General features: G+C 41.9%; 12 protein-coding genes and 1 pseudogene. 11 read left to right on the top strand and 2 right to left on the bottom strand.

What is annotated here, in order from left to right; translation table 11 throughout:
- Positions 1–30 precede the first annotated feature (30 nt).
- Positions 31–1,407, top strand: a complete 1,377-nt coding sequence (locus tag L8S15_RS01625) for a nucleobase:cation symporter-2 family protein (RefSeq protein WP_016768525.1) — start codon at positions 31–33, stop codon at positions 1,405–1,407.
- A 279-nt stretch (positions 1,408–1,686) separates the two neighbouring features.
- Here the strand turns inward: L8S15_RS01625 and L8S15_RS01620 are convergent, their stop codons facing one another.
- A complete protein-coding gene (locus L8S15_RS01620) occupies positions 1,687–2,181 on the bottom strand; it encodes a YcxB family protein (protein ID WP_016788976.1) in 495 nt (164 codons plus the stop codon).
- A gap of 315 nt (positions 2,182–2,496) precedes the next feature.
- Here L8S15_RS01620 and L8S15_RS01615 point away from each other — a divergent pair, with 315 nt between their 5' ends.
- The 4 genes and pseudogenes from L8S15_RS01615 (at position 2,497) to L8S15_RS01600 (ending at position 5,544) form a co-directional block, all read left to right on the top strand.
- Positions 2,497–3,174: a haloacid dehalogenase type II gene (locus L8S15_RS01615; protein ID WP_010439735.1), complete on the top strand. Its 678-nt coding sequence runs from the start codon at positions 2,497–2,499 to the stop codon at positions 3,172–3,174.
- A 144-nt stretch (positions 3,175–3,318) separates the two neighbouring features.
- Positions 3,319–3,625, top strand: a pseudogene (locus L8S15_RS01610) (bifunctional metallophosphatase/5'-nucleotidase); the annotation flags it as partial.
- A 253-nt stretch (positions 3,626–3,878) separates the two neighbouring features.
- Positions 3,879–4,331 (top strand): septal ring lytic transglycosylase RlpA family protein, encoded by a 453-nt coding sequence (locus L8S15_RS01605; protein ID WP_102286285.1) that lies wholly within the window; start codon positions 3,879–3,881, stop codon positions 4,329–4,331.
- Between the two features lie 199 nt (positions 4,332–4,530).
- A complete protein-coding gene (locus tag L8S15_RS01600; RefSeq protein ID WP_280571931.1) occupies positions 4,531–5,544 on the top strand; it encodes a manganese-dependent inorganic pyrophosphatase in 1,014 nt (337 codons plus the stop codon).
- A gap of 255 nt (positions 5,545–5,799) precedes the next feature.
- On the opposite strand, the gene L8S15_RS01595 is transcribed toward L8S15_RS01600, so the two are convergent.
- Positions 5,800–6,696 (bottom strand): LysR family transcriptional regulator, encoded by an 897-nt coding sequence (locus L8S15_RS01595; RefSeq protein WP_016798105.1) that lies wholly within the window; start codon positions 6,694–6,696, stop codon positions 5,800–5,802.
- Between the two features lie 111 nt (positions 6,697–6,807).
- On the opposite strand from L8S15_RS01595, the gene L8S15_RS01590 reads away from it, so the two are divergent.
- The 6 genes from L8S15_RS01590 to L8S15_RS01565 all read left to right on the top strand — a co-directional run bounded on the left by L8S15_RS01590 (position 6,808) and on the right by L8S15_RS01565 (position 13,590).
- Positions 6,808–8,010, top strand: coding sequence for an NADH:flavin oxidoreductase/NADH oxidase family protein (locus L8S15_RS01590; RefSeq protein WP_029203636.1), 1,203 nt, complete (start codon positions 6,808–6,810; stop codon positions 8,008–8,010).
- Positions 8,011–8,675: 665 nt separating this feature from the next.
- Complete coding sequence (locus tag L8S15_RS01585; RefSeq protein WP_016798103.1) at positions 8,676–8,981, top strand: PTS sugar transporter subunit IIB; 306 nt, start codon at positions 8,676–8,678, stop codon at positions 8,979–8,981.
- A gap of 15 nt (positions 8,982–8,996) precedes the next feature.
- On the top strand, positions 8,997–10,310 hold the full coding sequence (locus L8S15_RS01580) for a PTS cellobiose transporter subunit IIC (RefSeq protein WP_016798102.1): 1,314 nt from the start codon (positions 8,997–8,999) through the stop codon (positions 10,308–10,310).
- A 64-nt stretch (positions 10,311–10,374) separates the two neighbouring features.
- A complete protein-coding gene (locus tag L8S15_RS01575; protein ID WP_016798101.1) occupies positions 10,375–10,686 on the top strand; it encodes a PTS lactose/cellobiose transporter subunit IIA in 312 nt (103 codons plus the stop codon).
- Positions 10,687–10,711: 25 nt separating this feature from the next.
- Positions 10,712–12,115, top strand: a complete 1,404-nt coding sequence (locus L8S15_RS01570) for a glycoside hydrolase family 1 protein (protein WP_016798100.1) — start codon at positions 10,712–10,714, stop codon at positions 12,113–12,115.
- A gap of 65 nt (positions 12,116–12,180) precedes the next feature.
- A complete protein-coding gene (locus L8S15_RS01565) occupies positions 12,181–13,590 on the top strand; it encodes a GH1 family beta-glucosidase (RefSeq protein WP_017088782.1) in 1,410 nt (469 codons plus the stop codon).
- The last annotated feature ends 18 nt before the right edge of the window (positions 13,591–13,608 follow it).

Raw genomic sequence — 13,608 nt, 5'->3', positions numbered from 1 at the left:
ATACAATAAAAAATACATTAAGGAAATCACATGGAACATAACAGTGAATTGATTTACGGATTGGATGACCGACCATCCGTCAAAGCAGCCAGTTACGCGGCGTTGCAACATGTTTTAGCAAGCTTTGTTGGAATTATCACACCCACACTCATTATTGGCGGCGTTTTAGGGTTAGGTGAACACATTCCTTATTTGATCAGCATGGCACTGATGGTGTCTGGTGTAGGTACATTCATACAAGCGAAAAAAATTGGCCCTGTTGGTGCTGGAATGATTTGTGTCCAAGGGACTAGCTTTGCATTCTTAGGGTCAGTTCTAGGGGCCGGCTTTCTAGTGAAAGCGAATGGAGGTGGTCCAGATGAAATGCTTGCAACTATCTTCGGAGTTTGTTTCTTTGGTGCGTTTGTCGAGATCCTACTATCGCGTTTTATCGAAAAACTGAAGGTGGTTATCACTCCTGTTGTCACCGGAATCGTTATCACGACGATTGGTATCTCTCTGATCAAGGTCGGTGTTACTGATATTGCTGGTGGTGTTGGTGCAGAAGATTTTGGGTCTGCAAGTAACCTGATGCTAGGTGCTATCGTTCTCGGAACCATAGTTGCACTTAACCTTAGTAACAGCACTATGGTAAGGTTGTCATCAATTTTAGTCGGGTTAGTTGTTGGTTGGTGCGTGGCTATTTTGATGGGTAAGGCTTCAATGGTAACCTTTGCTTCTCAACCTTTATTGAGTATCCCTGTCCCATTTAAATATGGTTTCGCTTTCGATTGGCAAGCATTTCTCCCGATTGCTTTTATCTACTTAATCACCGTTATTGAAACGACAGGTGACCTTACCGCCAATAGCATGTTCTCAGGACAGCCTGTTAAAGGGCCTAAATATATCAATCGACTAAAGGCAGGTGTGCTAGCTGATGGCGTGAATTCGCTTATCGCCGCTGTTTTCAATACTTTTCCGAATACGACTTTCAGCCAGAACAATGGTGTGATTCATTTTACGGGAATAGCGAGCCGATACATCGGCTACTTTATCGCGGCTATCCTTTTCCTATTAGGGCTTTTTCCTATCTTAGGTTCGGTATTAATGACAATTCCAAAGCCAGTATTAGGCGGAGCTACATTGGTGATGTTTGGTACGGTTGCCGCTGCTGGCATCAAAATTATTGCTAATGAGAAGCTGGATCGCCGAAGAATCATGACGATTGCTATCTCACTAGGTTTGGGACTAGGGGTCATGCTTGTGCCGGACTTATTGAAAGAAGCTCCTAAGTTAGTGCAAAGCATATTTGGCTCGCCAGTGACCATGTCGGGTATTGCCGCACTTGTAATTACAGGGCTGATGTCTTTAGTGCCAGACACTAAAACAAAACCGCTTACGAATTCGGTACAAGCCAGTAAAGCGTAACTGTTTTGATGGGAATGGCTTTTATAATCTTAAACAGAGCCGAATACTGCTATACATGGCTCTATTTAATTTTACTGGGGAAACCTTAGAAAAATGACAGGTTAATTCCAAAGGGCGTTACCTCACGTAAACGTCAGATTGGTCCTGCTGTCCAAAAGGCAATTGAGAGCTTTTAGAAAGTAAAAGCTGTTATCTAATAAATAGGTAACGAAAAGGATTGGTAGCAATACCAATCCTTTTCGTATTTTGAGTATGTTTAAATTTTTATGTGTATATACGTTAGTTCACTTTGGATGCTGCGTGTTGCTGTAGCATGAAGGTGATCACTTCATCATTTAAGCAAGACTTGCTCACATATTGGCGCTGTTTACCTATGTGAAGAATAAACCCTAAATCCGTTTGTTGAAGTTGGTCGATTTCACTCCAGGTAATGCTACGGGTGTTTTTAACGTTTTTATAACTCACACCTTTAGAATCAACCTGAAATACTACCTTGCTGCCAGAACCCGAGCTGATGGTTTGTCGCCATAACCACCAGGTTCGCTTGCAATAAACACTGAACGCTTCAATAACACTTAAAACAATAAAGAACCAACCAACATAACCGTTGGGCAATAGCTCAAATTCTAATAAAACCACACCGAAAATAAGAAAAAGTATGCCTTTCAAATAGGCTTTCGGAAATTTAGCAGGAAGGCTAGTTTGATCATAACACTCCGCAAAAAAGGGTTTATCGAGGGTGTATTCTGTAGTGAAATCGAAGTCTTTAGACATAGGTGGCTGCTTTCAGGTTTTCTGTGAATGAATATTCTATGCTGCGATCTCGCAACCCGAGTATTGTATAGCTTCTTTTGGCTTTTCTTTAGCTGTTTTGATTCTCTTTTGTAAACCAATGATACGACCGAGGCCGCTCTCACCATCGCTAAATTGGTTGGTTTTTTGCCAACTTGGCTATCAAATTGTACTGTGAGATCTCTCAACTCAATACTCAGGTCAAAACATCGCCTGTTATTGTTTGTTTATTCGAGCGTTTAGTTATCTAAAGAACGGCTTGCATTAACCACTGAAAATAACGATGAGGAACACACTATGCCTACACAAACCATTCTGTTCGATATAAATGAAACGGTGCTTGATTTGCGCATACTTAAACCTAAGTTTCGTCAATATCTTGGAGATGAGAGTCATATGAGTACCTGGTTCTCGATGTTATTGCATTCATCCACCGTTTGCTTAGTTACTGACACCTCCAGTGATTTCAAAAGCCTTGCATTATCAGCCTTACAGTCGATCGTGGGTCGTTTAGGTAAAACAATCTCTGATGAGGGCTACCAAGATATTTTGAGCACATTTGCTTGCTTGCCTGCTCATGATGACATTAAGCCCGCGATGATTGAATTAAGACAAGCTGGCTATCAGTTGGTTGCGTTGTCCAACTCTTCATCGGAGCTTCTTAAATCTCAGTTGTCCTTTTCGGGTTTACTCGACTATTTCGATAATACAATTTCTGTCGAGCAAGCTAATACTTTTAAGCCCGCGAAATCAGCTTACCAATATGCGTTGCAACAACTACAAATAAAACCTGCTCAGGCTCGATTAGTTGCAACTCATGATTGGGATACGCATGGTGCGCTCAGTGCTGGTTTAAAAGCCGCTTATATTGATCGATCCGGCGCGCCATATAATCCACATTATTCGGTGCCAGATGTCTTGAGTGATAATATGGGTGATATCGTTAAGCAGATTATAAGTAAGGACGAACGTTAAGCTCTTTGTTCCAAATAAAGTAAGCTTTCGTTTCACTATATGACTCTGATTTTTAAGAAGAGGTGCAATTTAGCGCCTCCTTTTAACGGTAACGTTAATCGTCAAGTCACATAAATCGTGCATAAGATTTTAGTTAAACTTCAAATTGACAACACCTATAAGGTAAATGCAATTCTACTTTCTCTTACCTTTCCTGCCTTTACCGCGATGGTGATATTCACGATGTCACGATACTTCTTCAGATATCCATGGTCATTTATGGCATGGGGTTCCGCGTCAAATAAACTCAACACTCGTGGCAGATTAAGCCAAATAGCCACTAAAGTGGGGAGTACCCGCACAGAGCAATCAACATTATCCTCGTAGACGCTGGCGATACCATCCAAGGTAACTTCGTAGAAACATCAACGATGATCTCGTCAATTCAATGATGCTTGGTTTTAATCACCTAAAAGATCAAATGTGCTGATTCTGATGAGGACATGGACGAACTGTATCATCGATATCATAAACAAATTCGAGAAATCATCCAATTTAAGACGTTGTTAAAATTGACGGTTTGACGATAAAACCTTTCACGAATATGACGGAATAAATCGTCGTACATGAAAATATTGGTAAGTCATACCGAATGGAAGTCTTGACTGATTAGTGACTATACTCAGACGTATACAGCTGAACCAAAAACAACGAAAACAGAGAACATGCAGAAATTAGCGCACCTAAATCACATGAAAAAATCACATATTATCTTTACCGCTTTTATTCTTATGATATTAGCCGGATGCACCTCAACATCGGCTGTCGGCAGTTCTAAAACAAAGGAATATGCCGAGTCACATGCTCTTGCTGGTAAAGCTTCTTGGTATGGCGATAAATTCCATGAAAGGCTCACAGCAAGTGGTGAGACATACAATATGAATGCGAATACTGCGGCTCATAAAACCTTACCTTTCGGGACTATTGTGAGAGTGACCAATACAGTCAATAATAAGTCTGTTGATGTGAAAATTAATGATCGAGGCCCTTATGTCAAAGGCCGGGTTATCGACCTTTCGCACAAGGCATTTGCAAGAATCGGCAATGTTAAGCAAGGAACCGTGCCTGTCAAAATCGAGATTGTTGATGATAGCAATACCTTTAGGTACAAACATTAATTGCCTCTTAGCCTGAACTGGTTTGTGAAACTCAAAGGATTGGTAGAGATACCGATCCTTTTTTTTGGGTAAACCTAATGAGAGGCGAATTACATTTCGTTACTTACTGAAGTAAATCTGAAACATCGCTGACACGGTTCTGAAATTTTTAATGGCTAGCTTATGGGGTTCTGAAACAAATCCAAATAAGGAAATACCCGTGAAGCTAACACCTGTCGTTACCGCCGTAATCATGTCTTTCAGTTCAGCAAGTTTTGCTTTTAGCTTGCAACAATCAGCCAATGAAAACAGTGAAGATCTCGTATGGACGGGGCACCTTAGCCCAGATAGCGACACGGTAATGTCTGCAATGCTCGCGGCTCATATCTATGGTGGTACAGCGACAGTGCCTGAGCCAATCAACCCTGAATCAACGTTTATCTTGAACTACTGTAATGCAGAATCACCACGAGTAGAGTCAGATTACTCTTCATACCGAGTAGGGCTGGTGGACTTTAACCAAGTGACTCAATTAGCGCCAACCATCGATCAATCATCTATTGTTGCTGTGGTCGATCACCATGCGATTGGTGGCTCACCGATTAATACGCCACAAATTGTCGAGATGGATATTCGAGGTTGGGGTTCGGCTGCCACTATTCTGGCTGACAACGCTGAAAAGCTTGATGTGACCTTACCTAAACACCTTGCTTGTGTCGGCTTAGGCGCGATTCTTTCTGATACTGTGGTATTCCAATCATCAACCACCACTGAACACGATCGTGAATACGCAGAGAAACTGGCAAAAATTGCAGGTATTCCTGATGTCGAAGATTTCGGACAACAGATGTTGATTGCTAAATCGGATCTCAGCCATCTTACTTCTGAAACCATTCTGACGCTGGATTACAAAAACTTTAAATACGGTGGCAAACAGGTGGGAATCGGCGTTGCTGAAACACTAACCGCTCAACAACTGATTGACCGCAAAGACGAGCTTTTGGCGGCTATGAAGTCTTATAAAGAAGAGAACGGCTTAGACCACCTGTTCTTCTCAATCACAGACACCAGGAACAAAGAAGCTAACCTATTGTGGGTAGACGAAAGCGATTATCAAGTCATCAAATCGGCTTTCAACGCTGAACCAACAAGCGATATGTTAACTTTGGAAGGCGTCACTTCACGTAAGCGCCAGATTGGCCCTGCGGTTCAAAATGCAATTGAAAGCTTGTAGTTACAGGTAGTTTGGAAAAGGGATTGGTAGAGATACCAATCCCTTTTTGTTTTGGGACTGAATTGGAGTTGGACAATTCCGATTTAGCAGCAACAGACAGTCTCCAATCTTTGGATAACTTCTCGTATACCAAAAATAAAAATGCAGTAGTTTCGACAGGAGGTATTTTTGGTCGGTTCTGAACAATTCCAAACATGGCTGATTTTGACGGCTACTATTTTTAATGGTGAGATACTGCATGGTTATTCAACAAGTTTATGAGGAAACGATTTGAGATACCTTCCTCCTAAGCAACTCCCGAAAAGCAATAACAGCAGGACTAACCTGCTCTCGGCTTGGACAGATTAGATTTAGCTCAACCGATGGTGATTCAAAGTCTGGTAAAAGCTGTACAAGTTGCCCGCTACTAAGATCTGAGTAGAGATCTATCTGAGAGCGATATGCTATTCCTTTGCCATTAACTGCCCATCTACGAACTATATCGGTATCATTGCTGATTCGGTTACTACCTACTTTAACCTTGTATGTACCAGAGTGGTTAGCGTACTCCCAACAGTTAAACAGGCGACCAGCCTTGCGGTGTAATAAGCAATTATGCTCCCTCAAGTTTTCAGGATGCATTGGCTCTCCATATCTAGATATATAGGTTGGAGAGGCGCAAGTGATCCTGCTCATGGTCGCGATATGAAATGAAACCATCGATGAATTTTCTGGCTTCCCATAGCGAAGAGCCATATCAACCTGTTCGAGAAAAAAATCTGAAATAGAATCGCCTACTGTCAGATCAATCGATAATAAAGGGTGCTCATTCAATAACTCTTCTATCCACAGCAAAAGTGTATTGCGGCCCAAATCAGATGAGACGGACAATCTGAGATTACCACTTACTTTTCCTTGTGTCTGATGTGCGGCTATACGACCTTGTTCCAAACTAGCTAGTGCCTGACGGCAATGAAACAAGAACTGCTCTCCTTGTGGCGTTATTCTCAGTTGTCTGGTTGTTCTGATAAGTAGTTGTACCTCTAACTGTTTTTCGAGTCTTTTTAGCGCAGTGCTGACTGCTGCAGGAGTAAGACTCAGTTGGTTTGCAGCCTCGGTTATGCTGCCCGTTTCCACGATTCGAATGAATAGATAGAGATCTGACGTATTCATTATTAAATATTTTTTAAAAGTATATTAATCATTAGTGTCTTTTTAGTTTACTTAAAGTCTGGAACAATGTCTCTACTGTTATTCATAACAATGGTGCTCAGAGAGGCAGATATGACCCAACCATTACACACCGAAAACTTACTTAACCGTCCTTTAGAGCTCCCATGTGGCGCCATCATTAAAAACCGTCTAATGAAATCAGCAATATCTGACTCACTTGCTGATGGAGAGGGAAACCCTACTCAGGCACAGTCTCGACTCTATGAACGCTGGGCAGAGGGCGGTATTGGGTTATCGGTCGTTGGAGAGGTTCAAATTGACGCACTATTTCCAGAAAATCCAGGAAATCTCGTATTATCCGAACAGTCTGATATTAAAGAGCTACAAGCATTGACCTCACGTGCTGCAATTAATAACGCACATATCTGGCCCCAACTTGGGCATGCAGGTGGATTGGCGTATCAACCGTTGAGTAAACCCAAAGGGCCTTCAGCTCTTTGTATTGGAGATTTCGAGTGTGAGGGGATGTCTGAGCAAGACATAGCCTTATTACCACATCAGTTTGCTAAATCCGCAGCAATTGCGAAACAAGCAGGATTTACTGGCGTACAGATTCATGCAGGCCACGGGTTTCTACTAAGTCAGTTTTTATCACCACTCTTTAATCATCGAACGGATCTATATGGAGGGTCGGTAGAAAACCGTTCCCGTATTATTATTGAAGTAATTGCGGAAGTGAGAAGTACTGTTGGAGGTACTTTCCCTATTGGTATAAAAATAAATTGCTCAGATCAGCTCGAAGGTGGTTTAACTCAAGAAGACGCACTAGAGGTCATTTCCCTTCTCAACACAACCTCTATTGATTTGATTGAGATAAGTGGCGGATCATATTTTCCTGGGGCAAAATCCAGCTCTGACAGCGCTTCAAACGGCCCGTACTTCATTGATTTTTCAGTAAAGGCTAAAGGATTAACAAATATTCCTTTAGTGGTGACGGGGGGCTTTAAAAAGCGGGAGCAAGTAATAGATGCCTTATCTATAAATGCAGCGGACTCAATTGGTCTTGGGCGAGCATTGATACTCAGACCTGATTTACCAAATGAATGGTTAGAGGGAGAAGGTGTTACATTTGACTTTCCAAAATTTAAGTCACCGCCGCAGGGGGGAGTCACCGCTTGGTATACTATGCTTCTTACGGCTATAAGTCATGATAATGAAAAAGAGTTCAACTTAGAGCTATTGCCAGCAATTCAGTCCTACGAAAATCGTGATAAAGCTCGTATTACGAAATGGCAGGCGAAGTATCAACTGTAGTCCACCATCTAAGATCTAGAAACGCATAGCTATGCGTTTCTACGGGGCACTTTTCCTGAAGTTAGGTTTATTTATGGTCGCATCCTTTCATTTATTATTTCCTCTTCTTACCATAAATATAAGTACAGCAATTCCAGTGACACTATCTGCTTCTGAATAATTGCATCAACAAACAATGGGGCAAAGACGTGTTACGAGCCCCGCTGAAACGTCTCTGGACAAAGACGTGTCAGTGACTCTTCTAATTTAACTCTCCTTGAATAACTTTTTGTATCCCAAAACGTTAAAGAACACCGTTGTCATCGGTGGTCGATTTGCTCTGTACCGAACGAATTATTTTACGCTCGTACTAAAATTGAACTAAAGCGAAGATACATACTTATCCAATTACTCGAGAGAAAATACTATTTTTCTGTTCTCACCTTCATTACACCTCTGAATACTGGATCTTTTGCGATCCAGTTATAAAAAAAATGCAACAAGTCGCACTTATCTCCCCCATAACCAAGAAAACAATGAAGCGAGTCACACCAATGTAACCGGTTACTGTAACCGGTTACTGTAACCGGTTACTGTAATCGGTTACCGTAACCGGTTACATTAATGGTGAGACAAGATATAACCCTAACGTGAAACAACAAGTCAAACAGACTAAGGAAAATAATATGACTAAAATCCTCCTTTGCTGCGCTGCTGGAATGTCAACCAGTATGGTCGTAAAAAAAATGCAAGAAGCCGCTTCTAGCAAGAATCTTTCTGTTGAAGTGACGGCTGTGGGCTTGGATGAGTTTGATGCCAACCTGGATACTTACGACTGCTTCCTTTTAGGGCCTCAAATCAAATACAAATTGAATGATTTCAAACTGAGAGCAGACGCGGTAGGTAAACCCGTTGCCGTTATCAATGCTATGGATTACGGCATGATGAAAGGTGAAAAAATACTCGATGAGGCACTAGCTTTGCTCGCCTAATAATGGAGAAAAATTATGTCTAACCCTTTTTTTGATTTCATTGAAAATAAGATTGCGCCAGTAGCTGGTGCATTTGCTTCACAACGTCATGTCAGTGCAATGCGTGATGGGTTTATCGGCGGTATGCCCTTTATGATTGTAGGCTCATTTCTGCTCGTATTTGCTTTTCCTCCATTTTCGCCAGATACCTCTTTTGTATTTGGTCAATGGTGGATCAGCATGTCACAGGAATATTTTGACCAAATCATGACCCCCTTCAATATGACCATGGGGATCATGTCCTGCTACATCAGCGTCGGTATTGCCTATAACTTAGCAAACCATTACAAATTAGATGCACTTCCTACTGGCCTATTGTCGTTAATGACTTTTTTACTAGTGGCAGCACCTATGGAAGGCGGTAAGTTATCCGCATCATTCATGGGGGGGACGGGTATTTTTACCTCTATTATCGTCTCCATTTATGTTACCGAGCTAACACGCTTTCTAAAAGTACGAAACATTGGCATCAAATTACCTGAACAGGTACCCGCTAAGATCCGTCAATCGTTCGATTTGTTGATTCCAGCATTAGTTGTTATTTTTACAATTTATCCACTTAACCTGTTCTTACAGGGACAGCTAGACATGATTTTGCCAGCAGCCATCATGTCATTATTCGCTCCATTGATTTCTGCTTCGGATTCTTTGCCTGCCATTCTTTTAGCTGCTTTCCTTGCACACGCGCTATGGTTTGCCGGTATTCATGGTGCAGCAATTGTAGGCGGTATCATGGCGCCGTTTTGGTTGGTTAACTTAGGACTCAATCAAGATGCATTAGCAGCAGGTGTCGAATTGCCCGCTACCTTTATTGAACCGTTCTGGAGCTTCTTTATTACACTTGGAGGTTCAGGTGCAACCTTTGCGCTTGTCTTACTCTATTTGCGCAGCAAGTCCGTTCACTTAAGGTCTATCGGTAAATTATGTGCAGTTCCGACACTGTTCAATATCAATGAGCCGGTTATTTTTGGTAGCCCAATTGTAATGAATCCAATCCTATTTATTCCATTTGTAGGCACACCGATGATCAACGCCACCATTGCCTATATAGCGGTTCAAACGGATTTGATTGGTAAAACAATATCATTAGTACCTTGGACAGCTCCTGCACCAATTGGCGCAGCATGGGGTGCGGGTTGGGAGATGAGTAATAGCTTGCTCGTTGTGGGACTCATTCTACTTGATTTAGTTATTTACTACCCCTTCTTCAAAATATATGAAAAACAATTAGTTGCTGAAGAAAGCCCAAGTGAAGACGAAAAAACCATTAACGAACCTAACTACGCCTAACATACAAATCTGAATATTCCCTGGCGTGATAATCCTCCCGCCAACAATGACTTGGAGTAACAAAATGGATCTCGAATCAACCGTTATGGAATTGATCATCAATGCAGGTGAATCCAAAAGCTGTGCAATGCAAGCTCTGCAATGCGCTAAACAAAGTAAATGGGATGAGGTTGATGATCTGTTAACTCAGTCAACCGCTGCAGCAAAACGAGCTCATGCAGTACAAACTGAACTCATTGGCCTTGATGAAGGTACAGGAAAGGTGCAGGTAAACCTGATTATGGTTCATGCACAAGACCATATCATGACCTCGATGCTAGCAAGAGAATTGGTTGAAGAACTTATTAATATTCATCGCACTATGCAAGAAGCCTAAAAAGAATAAAACCAGGAACTAAATAATGAAAAGCACTCAATTAAAAAACTTTCCAGAGGACTTCTTCTGGGGGGCTTCAACTTCTGCGTATCAAGTCGAAGGGGCATGGAATGAAGATGGCAAAGGTCCTTCAGTCATAGATATGGGAAAAGTGGTTGAAGGCACAACAGATTTTAAAGTAACCAGCGACCATTATCACAGATACAAAGAAGACGTTGCGCTATTTGCAGAGCTTGGCCTCAAGGCATACCGTTTTTCTATTGCCTGGACCCGAATTTTTCCAAATGGCGATGGTGAAGTTAATCAAAAAGGTATTGAGTTCTACAGCAACCTTATTGATGAATTACTGAAGTACAATATCGAACCTATTGTCACCATGTATCATTTTGATTTGCCATATGCACTACAGGAAAAAGGGGGGTGGTCTAATCGAAACACGGTAGAAGCGTTCGCCCTATATAGTAAAACTCTGTTCGAACTCTATGGCGACAGAGTGAAATACTGGCTGACCATCAATGAACAAAACATGATGATTCTGCACGGCGATGCCTTAGGAACCAAGCATGTTGCTGGTGAAAACCCAATGAAGGATCTTTATCAGCAGAATCACCATATGCTGCTGGCTCAAGCGAAAGCGATGAGTCTTTGCCATCAGGTACTACCGGAAGCAAAAATTGGCCCGGCTCCAAATATCTCGGTTATTTATCCAGCCTCTTCAAAACCGGAAGACATTCTGGCTGCAAATACGTTTACAGCTCTGCGTAACTGGTTGTATCTCGATATGGCTGTCTATGGCCGATATAACAAAACCGCTCTTCATTTTCTGGAGGAACGTGATGCTCTACCTGATATTGAGCCTGGTGACATGGACATTATGGCGACAGCCAAGCCTGATTTTATCGCCTTTAACTACTATAACTCCCAAACCGTCGCCGCTAGCACCGGCGACGAGAGTGATATTAACTCCACCGGCGATCAGCAGATCACCATTGGTGAAGTTGGCGCATACAAAGGGGTTGGTAATGAGAACTTGGATAAAAATGAATTCGGCTGGGAAATAGATCCGGTTGGCTTCCGTACTACAATGCGCGAAATTTACGATCGTTATGCTCTGCCGCTTATCGTGACAGAGAATGGTCTGGGTGCTTTTGACACTGTCGAAGAAGATGGCTCAATTAACGACGATTATCGTATTGAATACCTGCACAAGCATATTGAGCAGGTGCAACTTGCAATCACTGATGGTGTAGAGGTGTTTGGTTACAGCCCGTGGTCCGCTATTGATTTGGTTAGTACTCATCAAGGTTGCTCTAAACGATATGGATTTATCCACGTAGACAGAGAGGAGTTTGACCTAAAAGAGATGAAACGCTCTAAGAAGAAAAGCTTCTATTGGTATAATAACCTAATTACAAACAACAGCTTATAGCATCCCCCATCGTATTCCTGAAAGGCAATCTGCCTTTCAGGATGTCAATTTAATGGAATTCAATAATGAAATTTGCTAACGATTTTTTAATAGGTGCTGCAACCGCTTCATATCAAATCGAAGGGGCGTGGGATCAAGACGGGAAAGGTCCTACAAACTGGGATGAATTTACAAAAATACCCGGAAAGACGTTTGAAGGAACGAATGGCGATGTCGCAATCGATCATTATAACCGCTATAAAGAAGACATCGCTTTAATGGCTGAAATGGGCTTAGAGTCTTACCGCTTTTCGATCTCTTGGGCTCGAATTTTCCCTGAAGGTACAGGAGCTGTGAACCAAAAAGGCATTGATTTTTATAATGCCATTATCGATGAGTGTCTCAAACACGGCATTGTTCCATTTATCACGCTATACCATTGGGACTTGCCTTTAACGTTAGAAAAAAAAGGGGGGTGGCTAAATAAGGAAACGACGGAAGCTTATATCGAATATGCCAAACTTTGCTTCAACACATTTGGCGACAGAGTTAAGCACTTTATTACCTTTAACGAGACTGTCGTTTTCTGTTCACTCGGTTATATGCGCGGAGCTCACCCGCCCGGTATTCAGAATAATCCCAAAAAGTACTTTCAAGCCACACACAACGTCTTTTATGCACATGCAAAAGCAGTAATCGAGTATAAAAAGTTAAATCAATTTGGTGAGATCGGCCTCAGCCATGTATTTAACCCGGCATTTGCGGTGGACAATTCTGAAGATAACCTATTTGCCCAAGAGCATGCGAATCAATTCAAGATGAACTGGTTCTTTGATCCTATTCTACTTGGAACGTACCCTGACTATGTCATCAAGCAACTAAAACAAGAAGGGAACCTACCAGACTGGAATGATGAGGAGTTAGAAACCATTTTTGAAGCTGCGCCTTTGAATGATTTTATCGGACTAAACTACTACCAGCCAATGCGCGTTCAAAAAGTGAGTGACCACAAGCAAGACCAAGAAATGACACGTGAAAATGCGACGGGGGCACCAGGTGGTCCAAGCTATGATAATGTTTATCAGACCGTCAAAATGAGCGACAAACGATACACCAAATGGGATTGGGAAATATCACCAGAAGGCTTCGTTAGTGGGCTTAATATACTCAAAGAGCAATATGGGCAGATTAAAATCTACATTACCGAAAACGGACTGGGTGATGAAGATCCTGTTATTGAGGGAGAAGTTTGCGATATAGCCAGAATTCATTTTATAAAAGAGCACCTGGTAGCAGTGAAGAAAGCCATTAGTTGCGGTGTCCATATTAAAGGCTATTTTGCTTGGTCAGCTATCGACCTGTTAAGTTGGTTGAACGGCTATAAAAAACAGTATGGCTTCATTTATGTAGATCATGACGATGGACTGAAGCGGAAGAAAAAAGCATCATTCTATTGGTACCGGGATGTTATCGCCAACCGTAGTGAAGACATTTGATTCAATTAGATGAGAGAA

Origin of the sequence: Vibrio sp. S/42/10 (assembly GCF_029890535.1) — a bacterium.
Lineage (GTDB): Bacteria > Pseudomonadota > Gammaproteobacteria > Enterobacterales > Vibrionaceae > Vibrio > Vibrio cyclitrophicus.
The sequence above is the reverse complement of the archived record's forward strand: the minus strand, read 5'-3'. Positions and strand labels throughout refer to the sequence as shown.

Bases quoted from the DNA above. Each gene is read 5' to 3' on its own strand.
- L8S15_RS01585 (WP_016798103.1), top strand. From the start codon at position 8,676: ATGACTAAAATCCTCCTTTGCTGCGCTGCTGGAATGTCAACCAGTATG.
- L8S15_RS01625 (WP_016768525.1), top strand. From the start codon at position 31: ATGGAACATAACAGTGAATTGATTTACGGATTGGATGACCGACCATCC.
- L8S15_RS01565 (WP_017088782.1), top strand. From the start codon at position 12,181: ATGAAATTTGCTAACGATTTTTTAATAGGTGCTGCAACCGCTTCATAT.
- L8S15_RS01615 (WP_010439735.1), top strand. From the start codon at position 2,497: ATGCCTACACAAACCATTCTGTTCGATATAAATGAAACGGTGCTTGAT.
- L8S15_RS01570 (WP_016798100.1), top strand. From the start codon at position 10,712: ATGAAAAGCACTCAATTAAAAAACTTTCCAGAGGACTTCTTCTGGGGG.
- L8S15_RS01595 (WP_016798105.1), bottom strand. From the start codon at position 6,696: ATGAATACGTCAGATCTCTATCTATTCATTCGAATCGTGGAAACGGGC.
- L8S15_RS01620 (WP_016788976.1), bottom strand. From the start codon at position 2,181: ATGTCTAAAGACTTCGATTTCACTACAGAATACACCCTCGATAAACCC.
- L8S15_RS01590 (WP_029203636.1), top strand. From the start codon at position 6,808: ATGACCCAACCATTACACACCGAAAACTTACTTAACCGTCCTTTAGAG.
- L8S15_RS01605 (WP_102286285.1), top strand. From the start codon at position 3,879: ATGCAGAAATTAGCGCACCTAAATCACATGAAAAAATCACATATTATC.
- L8S15_RS01580 (WP_016798102.1), top strand. From the start codon at position 8,997: ATGTCTAACCCTTTTTTTGATTTCATTGAAAATAAGATTGCGCCAGTA.
- L8S15_RS01575 (WP_016798101.1), top strand. From the start codon at position 10,375: ATGGATCTCGAATCAACCGTTATGGAATTGATCATCAATGCAGGTGAA.